Genomic DNA, 18,242 nt, shown 5'->3' with positions numbered 1-18,242 from the left:
GTACCGTGTCGGTATGCGCGTGCTTGCCTTTCTCGACGGGACCCTTGCCGACCCCGAAGCCGCTCACCTGCGGGTGGACGATCTCGGACTCCTTCGTGGGGACGGCGTGTTCGAGACCATCCTCGTAGTCGACGGGCGACCTCGTGAGCTTGGCCCGCATCTCGATCGACTGGCCCGTTCCGCCGCCATGCTCGACCTCCCGGCGCCGGATCTCGCCGCATGGGAGCTGGCGGCGCGGACCGTCATCGACAACTGGACCGGCAGCGCCGAGATCGCGCTGAAACTGGTGTACACCAGGGGGATCGACGGCGACCCGGAGGAGAAGCCGTTCGGCTTCGCGCTCGGTGTGGAGATCGACGAGAAGGTTCTGCGCGCCCGTGTCGAAGGCGTCGCGGCGATCACCCTCGAACGCGGCATCGACCCCGGCCTCGCCGAGCGCGCGCCGTGGCTGTTGCTGGGCGCGAAGTCCATTTCCTACGGCGTCAACATGGCCGCGCTGCGCGAGGCGGGCCGCCGCGGCGCGAGCGATGTGATTTTCACCGCCGCCGACGGTTCGGTCTTCGAAGGGCCGACTTCGACGGTCGTCCTCGCGAAGGACAGGACGCTCTACACGCCGCCGGCGACCATCGGCATCCTGCCGGGGACGACGCAGGCGGCGCTGTTCCGTGGCGCCGAGCGGGCGGGCTGGTCGATCAAGGTCGAGCCGCTCCAGGTCTCCGACCTCGGCGAGGGTGATGGCCTGTTCCTCGCCTCGTCGGTCCGCAAGCTGACCAGGGTGCACACGCTCGACGGCGTCGCGCTGAGCGACTCCAGCGCGGTCCACGCCGAACTGGCCGCCGCCTACGAGAGCGAATACACGATCAGCTGAGCGGGCTGATGATCAGCAGATGCGGCAGGATCGCTTCCTCGCGGTAGGCCGCGATCTTGTGGTGCCCGTCGAGGATCACCGCCGCGTCCGCCGTTTCCAGTACCACGGCCACCGGACGGTGCCCGCTCTTGATCGCCGTCCGGTAGTAGCCGACCCGCGAGACGTCGGACGGCGGCCAGTCGGCGCTCGGGGTCAGGTACCGGTCTTCGACCAGCCGCTCGGGTCCGGTGACCTGGTACTCGCCGTCGGCGAAGAGATCGAGAAGCGGGCGGAGCGTGTCGCCGAGCGGGCGCCGCATCTGGCCGGTGGCCAGCGCGATCCGCAGCGACTGCGGGAGTTCTGGTTGGGTTGGGACGCTGTTCGTGTCGATGACACCCGTGCCACCGTCGACCTTTACCTGTTCCACACCCTCGTGGACGAGTGAAAGCGGAGAAGGGTTCCGGGACGGGCCTGCGCGAGTGCCGGGAGTGACGCCTGTCTCACCACGGCCGCCACCGGATAACCACCGGTAGTTGGATGATCCGCCAAGAACACGACCGGCAGCCCGTTCGGCGGCACCTGGATCGCACCGGTCAACAGGCCTTCGCTCGGCAGTTCCCGCTCGGCATAGTCGTCCTCGCGCGCCAAGGCGGTGCCGTCGAGCCGGAGGCCGACGCGGTTGGATTCCGCCGTCACCGTCCAGGTCTTCGCGAGACCGGCCGCCAGCCCTGCGAACCAGTGCGCTCGCGGGCCGGGTTCGACAGGCACGACCAGTTCCGGCGGTGCCACCGTGGGCAGCACGACGTCGGCGCCGCCCGGCATCCCCGACGGCGGGCCGAGCGGGAGTTCGTCACCCACGCGTAGTGGCGCGGGTCCGATCTCCGAGAGGACGTCGCGTGACCGGCTGCCGAGTTCGGGCTCGACCGCGATCCCACCGGAAACCGCCAGATAGCACCGCAATCCGCTGGCGGGCGCGCCGATCGCCGCGACCTGGCCGGGAGCCAGCCACACGGGCGCGTGCGAGCCGACGTCGCGGTCGTCCACCCTGACGGTGACGGGCGGCCCGGTCACGGCGATCGTGCAGGACGTCTTCGCGCGCAGCCGCAGGCCGCCCAACAGGCTCTCGACGCCCGCGGCGGCTTCGTCGTTGCCGACGAGCCGGTTGGCCAGCTTCAGCGCCGGGACGTCCAGCGCGCCGGACGGCGGGACGCCGAGATGCGCGTATCCGGGCCTGCCGAGGTCCTGCACCAGCGCGAGCGGCCCGGTCTCGAGCACTTCGAGTGCCCTCATCCGGTGCTCCGGAACCGCACCCGGTCGCCGGGCGCCAGCAACGCGGGCGGTTCGGCGCGCGGGTCGAAAAGGACGGTCCGGGTGTGGCCGATCAGCCGCCAGCCCCCGGGCGAGACGCGCGGATACACCCCGGTGAACTCGCCAGCGATCGCGACCGAACCCGGCGGCACCCTGGTGCGCGGAGTCGGCAGTCTCGGCTGCCGGAGTGGTTCGGGAAGTCCCGTCAGATAGCCGAAACCGGGGGCGAATCCGGTGAAGGCCACGGTGTAGACGGCGTCGGTGTGCAGCCGTACGACGTCCTTTGTGGACACTCCGGCGTCCTGTGCGACGAGTTCGAGGTCTTCGCCGTCGTAGGTGACGTCCAGGGTGATCTCGCGGGATTCGCCCGCGGGCGGATGTTCGAGATCGGCGCCGGACAGGAGTTCACGGACGGCCGTGAGAGCCCCGGAACCCGGGGCCTCCACCACGAGCAGGCTGCGGGCACCGGGAACGAGTTCGGTGACGCCGTCCGGGCGCGCGGCCGCGATCGTGGCGTGCGCCGCGATCGTCTGGCTCAGGGAATCGCAGTCGAGCAGGGCGGCGTGCTCACCGTAGGCCCGCCACCGCACGGGACGCGTCCCGGTCAGCCCACCACGCGACGCAGCAGCGCCGACGTGTGCGGCTGCAGGTCCTGGCCCATCATGGCGCGCTCCTCGACATAACCGAGGTCGCCGTTGTTGACGATGCCGTAGAGGCGCTGCGACGCCGTGACGTCCTTGGCCGTCGACGTGCGGACGACGGCGTCGGTGCCCAGCTCCCAAGCCGGAACCGAGGCCTTGCCGCGCGGCTTGCCGTAGAAGAGTTCCACGATGCCGGTGTTGTGCGTCAGCAGCAGTTCGATCGTGTCGTCGGCCTGCGGACGCCAGAAGCCGGACTCCCGCGCGGCGGGACGGATGACGTTGCCGTCTTCGTCGAGCAGCCAGGCACGGGCCTCGTGCGTGAGGAAGGGACGGCCGTCGTGCGCGATGGTCAGCTGCATGCCGAACCGGTACGGGCCGTCGATGGTCGGATAGTCGACCTCGCCTTCGCCGCGCCACACGCCGACGAGCGGCAGGAGCGCCAGGCAGGCGTCATTGAGGTTCGGGCCCTCGCGCAGGTTCGCCGTGTCACCCGGGACGGGCATGTCGTCGAACTGGGGGAGGTTGCGCTCGCGGGTGCTTTCCGCGCGCTTCTCCGCGGCCTGGATGGCCTCGTCGCCACTAGCCGTCATGGGTCAGCGCTGGTCGGCGTACAGCCGGTAGACGACGTACACGGCGAACCACGTGATCGCGACGCCGGCGAGCACCAGCAGGGTCGTAAACAGGATCTCCACGCCACGCACTTTAGTCGCTAGCTGCCCGGACAGGCCTGCCGAGGTCGCGTGGCCGTGCCCACACGCGCGTGAAGGCCCCCTTCCCCGCGTCAGATGCGACGAAGGGGCCCTTCACCGCGTGACATGCGGTGAAGGGCCCCTTCAGCTCTCGTCAGGCCACCGAGACCTGGAGTTGGTGCACACCGGGACCCTGAGCGGTGACCGACGCTTCACCGTTCCCGCTCTTGTGCAGCGCGCGCACCGTCCAGTCGCCGGGAGCCGCGTAGAAACGGAAGTCACCGTCAGCCGACGAGACCACCTCGCCGGTGAAGTCGCCGCCGCCGTCCAGCAAGCGGACGAAGGCGCCGCCGACGGGCCCTTCCGCGCCGGTCACCTTGCCTGCCAGCACGACCTGGCCACGCGTGTCGTAATCGGCGGGCGTGGCCTCCTGGACCGGCGCGCCGCAGCTGTCGTCTGCCGCCATCATTTCGCTCCCAACTCGACCGGCACGCCGACGAGCGAGCCGTATTCCGTCCACGAACCGTCGTAGTTCTTCACCTGGTCGTAGCCGAGGAGCTCGTGCAGCGCGAACCACGCGATGGACGAGCGCTCACCGATCCGGCAGTACGCGATCGTGGACTTCGACTCGTCGAGGCCCTCGTCGGAGTACAGCTCCTTGATCTCTTCCTCGGTCTTGAAAGTGCCGTCCTCGTTGGCGACCTTCGCCCACGGGACGTTCAGCGCGCCCGGGATGTGGCCGGGGACCTGGGACTGCTCCTGCGGCAGGTGCGCCGGGGCGAGCAGCTTGCCGGAGAACTCGTCGGGCGAACGCACGTCGACGAAGTTGCTGCTGCCGATCTCGGAGACGACCTCGTCGCGGAACGCGCGGATCGAGAGGTCCTGCTCCTTGGCCTGGTACTCGGTCGGCTCGCGCTTGACCTCTTCCGAGCTCAGCTCGCGGCCGTCGAGCTCCCACTTCTTGCGGCCGCCGTCGAGCAGCTGCACGTTCTCGTGGCCGTAGAGCTTGAAGTACCAGTAGGCGTACGCGGCGAACCAGTTGTTGTTGCCGCCGTAGAGGACGACGCGGTCGTCGTTCGAGATGCCCTTCTCGGACAGCAGCTTCTCGAAGCCCTCCTTGTTGACGAAGTCGCGGCGGACGCCGTCCTGCAGGTCCTTGCGCCAGTCGAACTTCACCGCACCGCGGATGTGTCCGTTGTCGTACGCGGTCGTGTCCTCGTCGACCTCGATGAACACGACACCGGGGGTGTCCAGGTTCTCCTCGGCCCACTGGGTGGTGACCAGGACGTCTTCACGGCTCATGGAGCTGACTCTCTTTCTGGGTTAGGACGCGCGAGGGCTGGGACTGAAACGCTTGATGAGCAGGTACATCTCGCAACCGAGACAGAAGTTGAACGCCGCGTTGAGGAAGGCCGCCAACAGCGCGAAGGCCGTCGCGACGAACCCGAGCGCGGTCAGGCCGGTGGCGAAACCGACGGTGCCGACGACCGCGAACACGAAACCGACCGCTTGGGCGAACCGCAGCGGGGCGGCGTCTTCGCGTTCGGTCGTCGGGCCGAGGCGCGGCGCGACCAGGTAGCGATAGACCAGGGAGTACGGCGCCTGCTTCAGTCCGATGAAGGCACCGATCGCGAACACCACCGCCTGCGCCGCGAGCAGTGGCCACCACTGGGTGATGAGCACGACCGCGAGCACGATCGTCGTCAGGATGGCGGCGAAACGCGGACCACGGGGGTCGACGGCCGGTCCTGCGGACATGGTTCCTCCTGCACGAGCGACGGAAGAGGTGCGTGCCCGACAGGGCGCGCGAGCATGAAGGCGTGATTCAGCGAATACCGGGCCGAGCCGGACACAGGCTGCTGCGAACGCGGCACAGATCCACTGCGCGGCGCTGGGTCAGCAAGGTTCGGGGCAGCCTGTTCACGGGCACGAGGGTACGCAGAGCTCCCTCAGGTTGGGAACCGTGTTCACACCTTGGGACGCTTCCCAAAATTCGGGATCAGACGCTCGCCAGGTGGGGCTTCAGGACTTCGAGAAGCTCCTGACCTCGGGGAACACCGCCGACGCGGAAGACCTCCCTGCCGTCCGGCGTCAAGGCCAGCGTCGTCGGGGTCCGCAATACCGAAAGCGCCTTGGCGACTTCCGGGGTCTCGGTGACGTCGAGATCGACGTGGGTCAGGCCGTCGGTCTTGTCCGCGAGCGCCGACAGGATCGCGCGGGTGTGGCGGCACGGCGCGCAGAACGTCGTCGAGATCTGGACCAGGGTGACGCCTTCGGGCGCGAGGGCGGCCGAGACGCGCTCCGGCAGCGGGGACGCGTCAGAAGCCTTGGCGGCCCTGATGCGGCCGTTGCGCGCCTGCAGCAGCGCCCCGACGGCGCCGCCGAGCACCAGTACGCCCAGCAGCACCCAAACCCCGGTCATGCGATCACTCCCGCATCAATCAACCTTGCGGCTTCGCTCCGCTGAAGGCGGCGTTCTTGCCCTCGCCCTTGATGGTCACCGAGCCGCTGTTCACGCGCACCGCCGTCGGGGTCACCGAGAACGGCAGCGCGCCGGTGTCGATGGTCGCGTTGAAGTTCGGCAGCAGCAATTCCTGCACCGATTGGGGAACGACGGTGGTCTCCTTGTCATTCCCGAACTGCAGCCGCTTCGGCTCGAGACGGATCTTCTGCCCGTCCAGTTCGATCATCGCGAAGCAGAAGATCTCCGTGTTGTTCCCGCCGATCTGCACGTTGCCCGACACCCGGATCCCGGCGCTGGCGGAATCCACCGGCTCGCCGTTCTCGTTCGTGGTCGTCGTGGGCTTGGTCTCGCCCTGCCCGCTGTCGCCGTTGCGGACGTAGTCCTCGGTGACCGGCTCGATCTTCAGGTTCTCGATCTTGTCCAGTGGCGCCTGCCGCGCGATGTCCGCCGCCTTGATCGTCACCTCGCCCTTGAGCGTGCCGACGACGATCGACTTGGTGTTGCCGGAGATCAGGTCCGAAAGCGGTGCCGTGACGTCGCTCAGATCCGCGTTGAAGTCCACGTCGCGCAGCTTCGGCGGCACGGGGACGCCCTGCGCGTTGATGGTGATGTGACTGTAGTCACCGGCGACGGCCTGGGTCAGGAACGGGAAACCGTGCACCGTGACCGCCGGGTCGTTGGCCACGCCCAGCTGTTCGCGGGCCTTCTGGGAGATCGTGTGCTCGGCGAACGCCGCCGCCCCGAAATCGGCTCCGACCAGCAGGACCACCAGTACCGCGAGGGCGATGAGCCAGCCCCGGCCACGGCGCTTTCCTCGCTTGGCGGACCGGCCGGAAGACGGTCGGTCGTCACGCGCCACGGGCCTGCTCACCATCGCGTCGAATCTCCTTCTGGTTGTCCTTTGTGCAGGTGTGATCGATCCAGCACGGGGTAGGTGTCCGGCTGTTCACCCGCTATTCTCACTAAGCACCGGCTGTAGCCACGTTCGAGGCGACTACGAGTGAAGGCGGTGCGGCGATGAGCCTGGACCTTCTGGTACTGACTGCGGAAGCAGATGCCACTGCGGTTCTGCCCGCCCTGGATCTGCTGCCCCACACCGTACGCGTCCGTCCACCCGAGGTGACCGCGCTGCTCGACGCCGGCCACCGGGACGTCATCGTGCTCGACGCCCGCAGTGATCTCGCCTCCGCGAAGAGCCTCTGTCGGCTGCTCAAGGGCGCCGGAGAGGACGAGGCCTCCACGCCGATCATCGCCGTCGTCGGCGAAGGCGGCCTTGTCGCGGTCAGCGCGGAATGGCGCACCGACGACATCCTGCTCCCCACGGCCGGTCCCGCCGAGGTCGACGCCCGGCTGCGGCTGGTCACCACTCGCGACGGCGGCGCGGCCCAGGTCGACGCCGAGCTTCGCGTCGGCGAGCTGGTCATCGACGAGGCGACGTACACCGCGAAGCTCCGCAAGCGCACTCTCGAGCTCACCTACAAGGAGTTCGAGCTCCTCAAGTACCTCGCGCAGCACGCCGGCCGGGTGTTCACCCGCGCCCAGCTGCTGCAGGAGGTCTGGGGTTACGACTTCTTCGGCGGCACGCGCACGGTCGACGTCCACGTGCGGCGCCTGCGCGCGAAGCTGGGTCCGGAGCACGAGCAGATGATCGGGACCGTGCGCAACGTCGGCTACAAGTTCGAGCGGCCCGCCAAGGGTTCGGTGGCCAAGCAACAGGCCATCGCCCCGGACGCGAGCGTCTACGAACCGACCGAGCTTTCCTCGCACTGAAACCCTTCCTCTCCTCCCCTGACAAGACGTCCGGGCAGGGGCAGGGTTCCCGGGTAGGGTCGGTTTCATGCTCGATCTGCAGTGGACCGGTGAACCGGAAACGGAAGACGTCCGCCGCTTCCTCCTCGCCGTGCGCGAGGCCGACGGCAAGCCGGAGGACACCGGTTTCGCCGGTGGGCGACATCTACTGGGGCGCCTTGAGGGCGAGCTGGTCGCGTACGCGCACCTGAACACCGAAGGCGACTCGCACGGCAACCAGGTCGCCGAGCTGTTCGTGCACCCCGAGCATCGTCGCGCTGGTCATGGCAGAACACTGGTCAAGGCGCTTGTCGAGCACGTCGACGGGAAGCCGTTGCGGGTCTGGGCGCACGGGGACCACCCCGGCGCCGTCCACCTCGCCGGTACCGAGGGCTTCGAACGGGCCAGGGAACTGCTGATCCTGCACGCCGACGTCGAGACGGCCGAGTGGCCGGAACCCGTGACGCGCGAAGGGATCACGCTGCGCACGTTCGTCCCCGGCCAGGACGAGGAGGCGATGGTGCGCGTCAATGCGCGCGCCTTCGACTGGCATCCCGAGCAGGGGGCACTGACCGCCGACGAGGTCCGCGCGACCGAGACCGAGGCCTGGTTCGACGCGGGAGGCTTCTTCCTCGCCGAGGAGAACGGTGAGGTCATCGGCTTCCACTGGACGAAGGTCCACGAGGCGGTTCCGGGCCGATTCGGTGGCGAGCCCGTCGGCGAGGTCTACGTCGTCGGCATCGATCCGGACGCGCAGGGCGGCGGCCTCGGCAAGGCGCTCACGCTCGCCGGATTGCGGTATCTCCGCGATCGCGGGCTCGGCCAGGTGATCTTGTACGTCGAGGGCGACAACGCCCCGGCGCTCGCCGTTTATTCGAAGCTCGGCTTCACCCGGTACGAGGTCGACGTCCAATACGCTCGGTAATCGGGTTCACACGTCTGGTCCTTGACCGGTCACGGAGAGCAAACGCGCAGGTCACGTGCGGGACACGGTCCACTTTCGGAGTAGTCGCGCTGCTCACATCGGGCGCCTTGTTCACCTTTCGTTCACCCTTTGACGGTCACCTGTCCACTGTGAGTGCCTAATGTCCGGGTCCGGCAGGAACGTTCCCGTTCCACCGATCCGGCGAAAGTCTCCCAGTGGAGGAAATGCAGTGAAGATCATGCGGCCCGCGGGCGCGATCGGCATCGTGGCTAGCGCCGCCCTCGTGCTCGGTGCCTGTGGATCCGACCCGGCGGCGACCAAGCCTCAGGGCTCCGGCGCCCAGGCCGCGCCCAGCGGCACGGCCGACGTCCAGTGCGGGGGCAAGAGCCCGCTCTCGGCGGAGGGTTCGTCCGCGCAGAAGACCGCGATCGACATCTTCGTGCAGGCCTACGCCGCCAAGTGCTCCGGCCAGAAGGTGAACTACAACCCGAGCGGTTCGGGCGCCGGTGTCAAGCAGTTCAACGGCAACCAGGTCGACTTCGCCGGTTCCGACTCGCCGCTCAAGGACGGCGAAGAGGCCGAGAAGGCGAAGGCCCGCTGCGGCGCCGACGCGTGGAACCTGCCGCTCGTGATCGGCCCGGTCGCGGTCGCCTACAAGGTCGAGGGCGTCGACAAGCTGACCCTGACCCCCGAGGTCACCGCCAAGATCTTCAACGGCGGCATCACCAAGTGGAACGACCCGGCCATCAAGGCGGTCAAGGGCAACGAGGCCGTCAACCTGCCGGACAAGGCCATCCAGGTCATCTCCCGCACCGACGAGTCGGGCACCACCGACAACTTCCAGAAGTACCTGAAGGTCGCGTCCAAGGGCGCCTGGACCCAGGGTGACGGCAAGAAGTTCAACGGCGGTGTCGGCAACGGCGCGGAGAAGTCCAACGGTGTCGCCAACGCGGTGAAGTCCACCGACGGCGCGATCACCTACGTCGAGGCCTCCTTCGCGAAGGACGGCCTCAAGGCCGCCCTGATCGACAGCGGCTCCGGCGGTGTCGAGCTGACGGCGGCGAACGTCGCCAAGGCCCTCGACGCGGCGAAGTTCAAGAAGGAGGGCACCAACGACCTCGCGCTGGACCTGGACTCGATCTACTCCAGCAACGTCGCCGGTGCCTACCCGGTCATCCTCGCCACCTACGAGATCGCCTGCTCGAAGTACGCCGACGCCGAGGTGGGCAAGGCCGTCAAGGCGTTCCTGACCGTCGCCGCCACGGACGGCCAGAAGCCGCTCGCGGACAAGGGCTACGTGCCGATCCCGCAGAGCCTGCAGGACAAGGTCCTGACCGCTGTCAAGGCCATCGCCTGACCCTTGTTGCCAACCCCCAGGTTGACGAGTAAAGACAGGCTGGACAGAAGTAGTCGATGAGCGATTCGTCTTCGACCAGAACGCCCACCGGCGACCCCGGTGGGCGTTCTGCCGTCCGCGAGACCGTCCCGGAGGACCCGATTTCGCCGCAATCCGCCGCGTCACCGCCCGAGAAGTCCTCGGTGCCCCTCGCGAATCCCAAGTCCAGGACGGTGCGGCCCGGTGACCGCATCTTCCAGATCCTGACCACCGGAGCCGGCGTCTTCGTCGTCGCGCTGATCGGCCTGATCGGGCTGTTCCTGCTGGTGCGGGCCGTCCCGGCGCTGCAGGCGGACAACGTGAGCTTCCTGACCAGCCAGGTCTGGCAGACCGACCCGGGCGACATGCGGTTCGGCATCATGGGCCTGCTGCTGGTCACGATCTATTCCGCCTTGCTGGCGCTGATCATCGCGATGCCGATCTCTCTCGGTATCGCCCTCTTCCTCACGCAATACGCGCCGAAGCGGCTGGCACGGCCCTTCGCCTACGTGATCGATCTGCTCGCCGCGGTCCCATCGATCATCTACGGCCTGTGGGGCCTGATGGTCTTCGCGCCGACGATCGAGCCCTTCTCCCAGTGGGTCAACGAAACCTTCTCGTGGATCCCGATCTTCGCGGCGGGCAACGTCTCGCCGGACATGCGAGGCACGATCTTCACCGCGGGCATCGTGCTCGCCGTGATGATCCTGCCGATCATCACCTCGCTGTCCCGTGAGGTGTTCGAGCGGACCCCGACCCCCCACATCGAAGGCGCGCTGGCACTGGGCGCCACGCGCTGGGAAGTCATCCGCACCACGGTGCTGCCGTTCGGCAAGGCCGGCTACATCGGCGCGTCGATGCTCGGCCTCGGCCGCGCGCTCGGCGAGACGATCGCGCTCGCGATCATCCTGACCGGCGCGGTGGGCCGTGAGTTCACCTGGAGCCTCTTCGACGGTGGCGCCACGTTCGCCTCGAAGATCGCGGCGGACTACGCGGAACTGAACAACGAAATCTCGGCGGGCGCGTATATCGCGGCCGGCCTGGTGCTGTTCCTGCTGACGTTCATCGTCAACTTCCTCGCGCGATCCATCATCGCCAAGAAGGGGGACTGAGCATGTCCACCACGCTCGAGAAGACCCCCGCCATCGCACCGGCCTTCCAACAGGTCAGCCTGGCGAGGAAGACCAAGAACTGGGTCGCGACGGTCCTGATCTGGCTGTCGTTCCTGATCGCCGTCGTGCCACTGGTGTGGCTGCTCGCGACGGTCGTCATCAACGGCGTCAAGCGGATCCCGTACAGCAACTGGTGGACCGAAGACTTCGGCTCGGTGCTTTCGGACGAGGTCGGCGGCGGCGTGCTGCACGCGGTCATCGGTTCGGTGCTGCAAGGCCTGGTGTGCGCGATCATCGCCGTGCCGATCGGCCTGCTGGTCGCGATCTACCTGGTCGAGTACGGCCGCGGCAAGCTCGCGAAGACCACGACCTTCATGGTGGACATCCTTTCCGGTGTCCCCTCGATCGTCGCGGCGCTGTTCATCTACGCGCTGTGGATCACCACGCTCGGCCTGCCTCGCAGCGGTTTCGCGGTGTCGCTGGCCTTGGTGCTGCTGATGATCCCGGTGGTCGTCCGCTCGTCGGAGGAGATGCTGCGGATCGTTCCGGACGACCTGCGCGAGGCCTCGTACGCGCTCGGTGTGCCGAAGTGGAAGACGATCATGAAGATCGTCCTGCCGACCGCGCTGTCCGGCATCGTCGGCGGCGTGATGATGGCGCTCGCCCGGGTCATGGGCGAGACCGCGCCGCTGCTGGTCCTCGTCGGCTACTCGGCCTACGTGAACTGGGACATCTTCGGCGGCGAGCAGGCCGCACTGCCGCTCCTGATGAACAACGAACGGGTCAGCAACCCGTTCAACGAGGGGACCGTCGCGTTCGACCGGATCTGGGGTGCCGCGCTCACCCTGGTGCTGATCATCGCGATCGTGAACCTCCTCGCCATGCTCTTTGCCCGTCTTGTCGCCCCGAAGAAGAAGTGAGCTGTTTGAGATGGCCAAACGAATCGACGTCAAGGACGTGGACATCTACTACGGCAAGTTCCACGCCGTGGACGGCGTCACCCTCTCGGTGCCGCCTCGGAACGTCACCGCCTTCATCGGCCCTTCCGGTTGCGGCAAGTCGACGGTGCTTCGCACGCTGAACCGTATGCACGAGGTCATCCCCGGCGCCCGCGTCGAGGGTGAGGTGCTGCTCGACGGCGAGGACATCTACGGTGCCGGGGTCGACCCGGTGCAGGTCCGCCGCACGATCGGCATGGTCTTCCAGCGGCCCAACCCGTTCCCGACGATGTCCATCCGGGACAACGTCGTGGCGGGTCTCCGCCTGGGCGGTACCAAGGGCAAGAAGGAACTCGACGAGGTCGCCGAGCGCGCGCTGCGCGGCGCGAACCTGTGGAACGAGGTCAAGGACCGGCTGAACCGGCCGGGCGGTGGCCTCTCCGGTGGTCAGCAGCAGCGGCTCTGCATCGCGCGGGCGATCGCCGTGCGGCCCGACGTGCTGCTGATGGACGAACCGTGCTCCGCGCTCGACCCGATCTCGACGCTGGCCATCGAGGACCTGATCGGTGAGCTGAAGAAGGAGTACACGATCGTCATCGTGACCCACAACATGCAGCAGGCGGCGCGGGTCTCGGACCAGACCGCGTTCTTCAACCTGGCGGGCGTCGGCCAGCCGGGTCGCCTGGTGGAGCTGAACGACACCGAGAAGATCTTCTCGAACCCGGACGAGAAGGCGACCGAGGACTACATCTCGGGCCGCTTCGGCTGAGCCTCCCTATCGCGCGTGAAGGCCCCCTTCCCTCGGCTCAGCCGAGGGAAGGGGGCCTTCACGCGCTTGGTGCCTTTGGCGGATCAGAGTTCGTCGGGACCGTAGCCGGGCATCTTGCCGGTCACCACGAAGATCATCCGGCGCGCGACCGAGACGGCGTGGTCGGCGAAGCGCTCGTAGAAGCGGCCCAGCAGGGTGACGTCCACGGCCGCGGCGACGCCGTGGTCCCAGTTCCGGTCCATGATGACCGTGAACAGGTGCTTGTGGATCTCGTCGACCTCGTCGTCGTCCGACTCGATCGTGCGGGCGGCTTCGATGTCCTTGGACTTGATGACCTGCTCGGCCTGCCTGGCCAGTTTGACGGCCACCTCGCCCATCTTGGCGAAGTCGCCCCGCACGGCCTCGGGCAGCACGGGGTCGGGGTGACGGCGGCGCGCGGCCTTGGCCACGTGCAGCGCCAGATCGCCCATCCGCTCCAGGCTTTCCGCCGCGTGGATCGCGGCGAGGACGGTCCGCAGGTCGGTCGCGACGGGCGCCTGCAGGGCCAGCAGCGCGTACGCCTGCTCCTCGCATTCAGCGCGCGCGTCGTCGACCTTCGCGTCGTCGCTGATCACCTGCTCGGCGAGTCCGAGATCGACCTCGAGCAATGCCCTGGTCGCACGCTCCATCGCGTCGGCGACCTGGAGCGACATGCTCGCTAGGTTCTCGGCGAGCTGTTCGAGTTCGACATGGTAAGCCTCACGCATGGCCCAACCCTACGGGGAAGAGGGGCCAAAAGCCGCATCGCAGAGTGAACCTGACGTGAACCCGGACTAACGAATGATCCCTCGGCGGATCTTCAGCCTGAGCTGCTGCTCTTCTTGGCGCCGCCGGACTTGGCGGAACTCGTCGGAGCGGACGCCGTACTGCTCGCCGGGGGTTCGGGGGACTTCTCTTCCAGCGGGGTGTTGTTGATCAGCGCCTGGAAGACGGCCTTCGTCTTGCTCTGCACCAGCACTTCGTTGCCGCGGTTGTTCGCCTCGCCGGTGGTGGGCACGGTGAGGAACTTGACCTTGTCCGAGCCCATCCCGCGCATCGACTTCGCCAGCGTCATCATCTGCTTGATGCCGAGGTTCTCGCCGAAGGTGGCCTTGGCGAACGCGTCGATGAAGCCGCTCAGCTTGCCGGTGTCCAGGATGACGTCCTTGGACATCACCGTCTTCAGCAGCGCGCCGAGGAAGGCCTGCTGCCGCTTGATCCGGCCGTAGTCCGACGTCGGGTCGCCCTTCACATGCCGCGCCCGCACGTAGTTCAGCGCCTGGTCACCGGAGATCCGGACCTCACCGGCCTGCGGGATGACCATGCCGAGCGTCTCGTCGTCGATGGGCTTCTCGTTGTACACGGTGACGCCCTGCACGGCGTCGACCATGGACTTGAAGCCGTTGAAGTCGATGCCGACGAAGTGGTTCATCTTCATGCCGGTGATCTGCTGGATCACCTTGGTGACGCACTGGGGGCCGCCGACCGCGTAGGCCGTGTTCAGCTTCGCGATCTTCTGCGCCGGCGAGGTCTGGTCCGAATACGACGAGGTCGCCGGGTCCCAGCGCTTGCATTCGGGGCGGTTGATCTCGAGGTCGCGCGGGAAGGACACCATCACGACGCGCTGCCTGTCGGCGGGGACGTGCGCGATCATGATCGTGTCCGAACGGGCGCCGGGAGTGCCTTCCGCGTCACCGACGCCGTCTTCGGCGGCAGCGCCGTCGCGGGAGTCGGAACCGACCATCAGGAAGTTCTCGTCGCCGGTCTGGCCGGCGGCGTCCTGGATGTCGGCCGAGTCCTCGTCGAGCGAGGCGACGGTGTTGAATTTCGCGTCGAACCAGGTCTGCGCGCCCCACGCGCTGCCGATGGAGAGGAACACGAGCGCGGCGACCACGGCCGCCGCGATCCGGCCTGCCTTGGCGCTCTGCTTGGTCTTGCGTTCCTTCTTCTCCTGCAGACGGGTCTGTGGCGCCTGCTCGGCTTCGGCGGGGTCGCTGTCGGTGGTCGTGACCACGCGCTGCAGTGCCGTACGGGTCTGCTCCAGCAGTGCCGCCGGGCGGGCAGCGAGCCGTTCACGCCGCTCGCGTTTCTTGGCCTCTTCGGCTTCGAGTTCGTCGTGCGCGGCGGAGAACCGGGCGAGCGTGTGGTCGATCTTGCGCTTGACGATCGTCGCGTCGTCGATCGCTTCGAGTTCGTCGGTCATCGTGAGCCGGTCCATTTCGGACCGCGCCGGGACGTCACCGGAAATCGGCGGCGGGGCAGACGGCTGCGGGACCGGTGCCTGCTGGATCGGCCGCTGCGCCGGGCGGCGGGGACGACGGGGCGGCGACGGCACCGCGGGCTGCTGCTGCGCGCCCGGATTCACCACGGGCGGACGGCGCTGCGTCGGCGCTTCGGGGCTCGGCGCGGCCTGCGGAGTGCGGCGCGGCTGGCGTGCGCGAGGCGGACGCGGCGTCTCGGCGGGGTGCGGGTTCCGTGGCGGTACCGGTGCCTGCGGCGGCACAGCCTGGGCCCGCGGCGAGACGGGGCGGGGCGCGGCCGCCGGGTTTTCGGCCGGGGTGGCCGGACGCGGACGTCGAGGTGCCGGTGGTTCCACCTTCGCGGCGTGCGAACCGGGTCTCGGAGGCTCCGGCGTCGGTTCGGGCTGCCGGAGGCGGCGCGGAGCCGGTGTCTCGGCTTCGGGGTCGAAGATCGGGCGTTCACCCGTATGACGTGCGACGACGTCGGAGACGCTGATCCCGCCGTGGGTCTCCATCGAGCGGCGACGGCCGCGCTGCCCGCGTGCACCGGCGCTGCTGTCGATGTTGCTGTGGCGACCGGTCCCCGGGTTGTGGTGCTCGTCGGGCACTCGGTCTCCTTTCACAACTGGCGTCGAAGCTCTTTCGTTATCGTACGGACACCTCAGGTTCGTGACGACAACCATCCCGGAATTTTCTGCACACAAGGTACCGAGAAGCGCCGAACGGTCCATGCGATCGGGTGAGCGGTCCTGGTTAAAGTATCGTTAAAAGCGGCGATACCGTTACGCAGAGTGCGACATTGCCCGAGTGGGTGGCTAGGCGCCGGCGGACTCCGCCGAGTTCATCGAACGGGGAATCATCCGTGACGATTCGTTATCGTGATACGCCACTTTGTTACGGCCCGCCCGTTTCGCCATATACAACAAAGCGTCGGCGCGGCGCAACTGTCGTTCCGGTTCCACCGTTTCCCTCGCGCGGCCCGGTTCCGCGCGGTTTTCGTGCGCGAGTCCCACGCTGATCGTCACCGAGAGGCCGGGCCGGATTCGTGCCCACGGATGACGGGCCACCCGGATCCGGGCGGTGTCGGCGATGCGCACCGCGCGGGCGGCGTCGACGTCCGGCAGGACGAGCGCGAACTCCTCGCCGCCGTAGCGGGCGCAGAACGCCTCCGGCGGTAGCCCTTGCTGCAGCAGGTCGGCCACCTCGCGCAGGACCCGGTCGCCGACCAGATGCCCGAACGTGTCGTTGACCTCTTTGAACAGGTCGAGGTCGACCAAGGCGATCGCGATCCCGGGCGGGCCGTGCTGTTCGATGGCCGGTCCGTGCAGCCATTGGTCGAGGTAGCGCCGGTTGTAGCTGGACGTCAGGGTGTCCCGCAGGCTGCCGGCGCGGGCGAGGTCGAAGGCGGACTTGAGATGGTGGTAGGCGCGCCGCCAGTCGCCCTGGGTGGCGAGCACTCCGGCGATCGACTCGTGGATGCTGAGCAGATCCGTACCCGGCGCGCCCGGGGGGAGCGCGGCCTCGTCATCGGCTACCACGCTCACCTCCGCCACGAATTGGTTTTCGTCGTATAGGAGGGATCTCTTGAGGTATCGGTACGGGCCAAAGTGAATATCGCTCAAGTGGACGACGGTTCGGCGCCATTGTCACGCACCGAAGTACCGTTCCGTAAGGACGAAAACGGCTCGACGTCTTTGAGCTGCGAAAACTGATCCTTTGCCCAGTAACTCACGTCAGTCACATCGTCATTCAGCAACCGTGCGTAATCATTCCAGCTCAGCCAACGCCAGTCACCGACCTCGTCCGGATGCGGCTTCGGGTCGTCGTCGACCCAGGCGACGAAGACCGGGCAGAACTCGTTCTCGACCACTCCCTCGAACGGCGGCGTCCGGTAGCGGTACTTCGGGAGGACGCAACGGAGCTCGTCCAAACGGGGCAGTCCCAGTTCGAAGGCGGCGCGGCGGCGGACGGCCTCCTCGATCGGCTCACCCGGGGCGGGATGGCCGCAGACACTGTTGGTCCAGACCCGCGGCCACACCTTCTTCGACGCGGCACGGCTGGTGATCAGCAGGGCCTGGTCGCTGCGGCGCAACAGATAGCAGGAGAACGCCAGGTGCAACCGGGTGTGCTCGTGGTGGGCGGACAGCTTGGGCGCGGTTTCGCCGGTCGGTTCACCGTCCTCGGTCACGTAGACGATGCGTTCGGTGTCCACTTCGGTCGTGTTGTTCACCGGGCCCACTGAACCACTCGGCTCGCTGTAACCGGTACCGCGACCAGAGTTACCCCTGTTAGTGGGACGAGAGGTGCTCCACGAGCAAAGAAGTGACGGCCTCCGGTGCCTCTTCCACCACCCAGTGGGAGGCGTCTTCGATCATCTCGAAGCGGTACGGGCCGGTGACACGGTTCGCGGTGTCGAGCGCGGCCGTCGAACCGAAGGCGGCGTCCTCGGTGCTCCAGATGTAGAGCGTCGGTACCTCGATCGGGCCGATCTTCCCGCCGGGACGGCCCGCGCGGTACCAGTTGAGCGCGGCGGTCAGCGCGCCCGGTTCGGCGAGTCTCGCAACGTACTCGTCGACCTTGGTGGGCGGTACCTTCCAGTCGAAGATACGGCGCAGCGCGTCGGCGTTGTTCTCGAGCATCCGGCGTTCCGTGACGCGGGTCTGCCGCCATTCGGTCATGTACCCGGAACGGAGATGCTGGTCCTCGTCGGTCTTCATGGCCTCCGCCAGCGCCGCCGGATGCGGCGTCGAAATGACGGCGAGACTACGGAGCCTGTCGGGCCGCGCGTCGGCCGTCCACCACGCCACCGCGCCGCCCCAGTCGTGCCCGACGAGGTCGAATTCCTTCCACCCCAAGCGATCCGCGATCGCGATGACGTCACCGACGAGATAGTCGATGTTGTATTCGGACGCCTGTTCCGGCCGGACGCCCGGCGAGTAGCCGCGCTGATCCGGTGCCACCGCGCGGTATCCGAGTACGCCGAGGGTCGCGACCTGGTGCTCCCACTCCACCGCGGCCTCGGGAAACCCGTGCAGCAACAGGACGGGGCGGCCGTCTTCGGGGCCTGCCGCGATGGCGTCGAAGGAACCGGCGTCGGTGGGGATGCTCAGCTGCTCGATCACGACGCC

Annotated in this window: 21 protein-coding genes; 7 read left to right on the top strand and 14 right to left on the bottom strand. The window is 67.8% G+C overall.

Features of this window, described 5'->3' with window-relative positions; all coding sequences use genetic code 11:
* The first annotated feature begins 13 nt into the window (after positions 1-13).
* A complete protein-coding gene (locus ACZ5ZX_RS00270; protein WP_465499927.1) occupies positions 14-868 on the top strand; it encodes an aminodeoxychorismate lyase in 855 nt (284 codons plus the stop codon).
* Here ACZ5ZX_RS00270 and ACZ5ZX_RS00265 read toward each other — a convergent pair.
* From ACZ5ZX_RS00265 to ACZ5ZX_RS00225, 9 genes are all read right to left on the bottom strand, one after another.
* Positions 861-1,274, bottom strand: a complete 414-nt coding sequence (locus tag ACZ5ZX_RS00265; RefSeq protein ID WP_465499926.1) for a hypothetical protein — start codon at positions 1,272-1,274, stop codon at positions 861-863. The genes ACZ5ZX_RS00270 and ACZ5ZX_RS00265 overlap by 8 nt on opposite strands.
* The gene (locus tag ACZ5ZX_RS00260) at positions 1,262-2,137 is read right to left on the bottom strand and encodes a 5-oxoprolinase subunit C family protein (protein ID WP_465499925.1); all 876 of its coding nucleotides are present in this window, start codon (positions 2,135-2,137) and stop codon (positions 1,262-1,264) included. The genes ACZ5ZX_RS00265 and ACZ5ZX_RS00260 overlap by 13 nt, the downstream gene beginning before the upstream one ends.
* On the bottom strand, positions 2,134-2,745 hold the full coding sequence (gene pxpB / locus ACZ5ZX_RS00255; RefSeq protein ID WP_465499924.1) for a 5-oxoprolinase subunit PxpB: 612 nt from the start codon (positions 2,743-2,745) through the stop codon (positions 2,134-2,136). Before pxpB ends, ACZ5ZX_RS00260 begins: the two co-directional genes overlap by 4 nt.
* A gap of 14 nt (positions 2,746-2,759) precedes the next feature.
* Positions 2,760-3,386: a heme-binding beta-barrel domain-containing protein gene (locus ACZ5ZX_RS00250; protein ID WP_465499923.1), complete on the bottom strand. Its 627-nt coding sequence runs from the start codon at positions 3,384-3,386 to the stop codon at positions 2,760-2,762.
* A gap of 253 nt (positions 3,387-3,639) precedes the next feature.
* Positions 3,640-3,951, bottom strand: coding sequence for a DUF1416 domain-containing protein (locus tag ACZ5ZX_RS00245; protein WP_037320418.1), 312 nt, complete (start codon positions 3,949-3,951; stop codon positions 3,640-3,642).
* On the bottom strand, positions 3,951-4,787 hold the full coding sequence (locus ACZ5ZX_RS00240) for a sulfurtransferase (RefSeq protein WP_465499922.1): 837 nt from the start codon (positions 4,785-4,787) through the stop codon (positions 3,951-3,953). The genes ACZ5ZX_RS00245 and ACZ5ZX_RS00240 overlap by 1 nt, the downstream gene beginning before the upstream one ends.
* 21 nt (positions 4,788-4,808) lie before the next feature.
* A complete protein-coding gene (locus ACZ5ZX_RS00235) occupies positions 4,809-5,243 on the bottom strand; it encodes a DUF4395 domain-containing protein (protein WP_465499921.1) in 435 nt (144 codons plus the stop codon).
* A gap of 241 nt (positions 5,244-5,484) precedes the next feature.
* Positions 5,485-5,907, bottom strand: coding sequence for a TlpA family protein disulfide reductase (locus tag ACZ5ZX_RS00230; RefSeq protein ID WP_465499920.1), 423 nt, complete (start codon positions 5,905-5,907; stop codon positions 5,485-5,487).
* A gap of 19 nt (positions 5,908-5,926) precedes the next feature.
* Positions 5,927-6,823, bottom strand: coding sequence for an LmeA family phospholipid-binding protein (locus ACZ5ZX_RS00225; RefSeq protein ID WP_465499919.1), 897 nt, complete (start codon positions 6,821-6,823; stop codon positions 5,927-5,929).
* Positions 6,824-6,966: 143 nt separating this feature from the next.
* Between ACZ5ZX_RS00225 and ACZ5ZX_RS00220 the strand changes: the two genes are divergently transcribed.
* The 6 genes from ACZ5ZX_RS00220 to pstB all read left to right on the top strand — a co-directional run bounded on the left by ACZ5ZX_RS00220 (position 6,967) and on the right by pstB (position 12,856).
* Positions 6,967-7,719, top strand: coding sequence for a winged helix-turn-helix transcriptional regulator (locus tag ACZ5ZX_RS00220; RefSeq protein WP_465499918.1), 753 nt, complete (start codon positions 6,967-6,969; stop codon positions 7,717-7,719).
* A gap of 67 nt (positions 7,720-7,786) precedes the next feature.
* Positions 7,787-8,662 carry a mycothiol synthase gene (gene mshD, locus ACZ5ZX_RS00215; RefSeq protein WP_465499917.1) on the top strand — a complete coding sequence of 292 codons (876 nt, stop codon included), beginning with the start codon at positions 7,787-7,789 and terminating at the stop codon, positions 8,660-8,662.
* A 229-nt stretch (positions 8,663-8,891) separates the two neighbouring features.
* Positions 8,892-10,019, top strand: a complete 1,128-nt coding sequence (pstS, locus tag ACZ5ZX_RS00210) for a phosphate ABC transporter substrate-binding protein PstS (RefSeq protein ID WP_465499916.1) — start codon at positions 8,892-8,894, stop codon at positions 10,017-10,019.
* A gap of 212 nt (positions 10,020-10,231) precedes the next feature.
* Positions 10,232-11,149: a phosphate ABC transporter permease subunit PstC gene (pstC, locus tag ACZ5ZX_RS00205; protein WP_465500985.1), complete on the top strand. Its 918-nt coding sequence runs from the start codon at positions 10,232-10,234 to the stop codon at positions 11,147-11,149.
* A 2-nt stretch (positions 11,150-11,151) separates the two neighbouring features.
* On the top strand, positions 11,152-12,069 hold the full coding sequence (pstA, locus tag ACZ5ZX_RS00200; protein WP_465499915.1) for a phosphate ABC transporter permease PstA: 918 nt from the start codon (positions 11,152-11,154) through the stop codon (positions 12,067-12,069).
* Between the two features lie 10 nt (positions 12,070-12,079).
* A complete protein-coding gene (gene pstB / locus ACZ5ZX_RS00195) occupies positions 12,080-12,856 on the top strand; it encodes a phosphate ABC transporter ATP-binding protein PstB (RefSeq protein ID WP_037320403.1) in 777 nt (258 codons plus the stop codon).
* An 83-nt stretch (positions 12,857-12,939) separates the two neighbouring features.
* On the opposite strand, the gene phoU is transcribed toward pstB, so the two are convergent.
* The 5 genes from phoU to ACZ5ZX_RS00170 form a co-directional block, all read right to left on the bottom strand.
* Entirely contained in the window at positions 12,940-13,602 is a 663-nt protein-coding gene (gene phoU, locus ACZ5ZX_RS00190; protein WP_465499914.1) for a phosphate signaling complex protein PhoU, read from the bottom strand.
* A 92-nt stretch (positions 13,603-13,694) separates the two neighbouring features.
* Entirely contained in the window at positions 13,695-15,092 is a 1,398-nt protein-coding gene (locus tag ACZ5ZX_RS00185; RefSeq protein WP_465500984.1) for an LCP family protein, read from the bottom strand.
* 837 nt (positions 15,093-15,929) lie between these two features.
* Entirely contained in the window at positions 15,930-16,667 is a 738-nt protein-coding gene (locus ACZ5ZX_RS00180) for a GGDEF domain-containing protein (protein WP_465499913.1), read from the bottom strand.
* Between the two features lie 65 nt (positions 16,668-16,732).
* A complete protein-coding gene (gene idi / locus ACZ5ZX_RS00175) occupies positions 16,733-17,344 on the bottom strand; it encodes an isopentenyl-diphosphate Delta-isomerase (RefSeq protein ID WP_465499912.1) in 612 nt (203 codons plus the stop codon).
* A gap of 58 nt (positions 17,345-17,402) precedes the next feature.
* On the bottom strand, positions 17,403-18,236 hold the full coding sequence (locus ACZ5ZX_RS00170) for an alpha/beta fold hydrolase (RefSeq protein WP_465499911.1): 834 nt from the start codon (positions 18,234-18,236) through the stop codon (positions 17,403-17,405).
* Between the last annotated feature and the right edge of the window lie 6 nt (positions 18,237-18,242).

This window comes from Amycolatopsis sp. NPDC033938 (genome assembly GCF_055575975.1).
This window is presented reverse-complemented; position numbering and strand designations above follow the sequence as displayed.

Bases quoted from the DNA above. Each gene is read 5' to 3' on its own strand.
- ACZ5ZX_RS00245 (WP_037320418.1), bottom strand. From the start codon at position 3,951: ATGGCGGCAGACGACAGCTGCGGCGCGCCGGTCCAGGAGGCCACGCCC.
- ACZ5ZX_RS00235 (WP_465499921.1), bottom strand. From the start codon at position 5,243: ATGTCCGCAGGACCGGCCGTCGACCCCCGTGGTCCGCGTTTCGCCGCC.
- ACZ5ZX_RS00185 (WP_465500984.1), bottom strand. From the start codon at position 15,092: ATGGACCGGCTCACGATGACCGACGAACTCGAAGCGATCGACGACGCG.
- pstA (WP_465499915.1), top strand. From the start codon at position 11,152: ATGTCCACCACGCTCGAGAAGACCCCCGCCATCGCACCGGCCTTCCAA.
- pstB (WP_037320403.1), top strand. From the start codon at position 12,080: ATGGCCAAACGAATCGACGTCAAGGACGTGGACATCTACTACGGCAAG.
- ACZ5ZX_RS00250 (WP_465499923.1), bottom strand. From the start codon at position 3,386: ATGACGGCTAGTGGCGACGAGGCCATCCAGGCCGCGGAGAAGCGCGCG.
- ACZ5ZX_RS00240 (WP_465499922.1), bottom strand. From the start codon at position 4,787: ATGAGCCGTGAAGACGTCCTGGTCACCACCCAGTGGGCCGAGGAGAAC.
- ACZ5ZX_RS00220 (WP_465499918.1), top strand. From the start codon at position 6,967: ATGAGCCTGGACCTTCTGGTACTGACTGCGGAAGCAGATGCCACTGCG.
- ACZ5ZX_RS00225 (WP_465499919.1), bottom strand. From the start codon at position 6,823: ATGGTGAGCAGGCCCGTGGCGCGTGACGACCGACCGTCTTCCGGCCGG.
- ACZ5ZX_RS00270 (WP_465499927.1), top strand. From the start codon at position 14: ATGCGCGTGCTTGCCTTTCTCGACGGGACCCTTGCCGACCCCGAAGCC.
- ACZ5ZX_RS00230 (WP_465499920.1), bottom strand. From the start codon at position 5,907: ATGACCGGGGTTTGGGTGCTGCTGGGCGTACTGGTGCTCGGCGGCGCC.
- phoU (WP_465499914.1), bottom strand. From the start codon at position 13,602: ATGCGTGAGGCTTACCATGTCGAACTCGAACAGCTCGCCGAGAACCTA.
- ACZ5ZX_RS00260 (WP_465499925.1), bottom strand. From the start codon at position 2,137: ATGAGGGCACTCGAAGTGCTCGAGACCGGGCCGCTCGCGCTGGTGCAG.
- mshD (WP_465499917.1), top strand. From the start codon at position 7,787: ATGCTCGATCTGCAGTGGACCGGTGAACCGGAAACGGAAGACGTCCGC.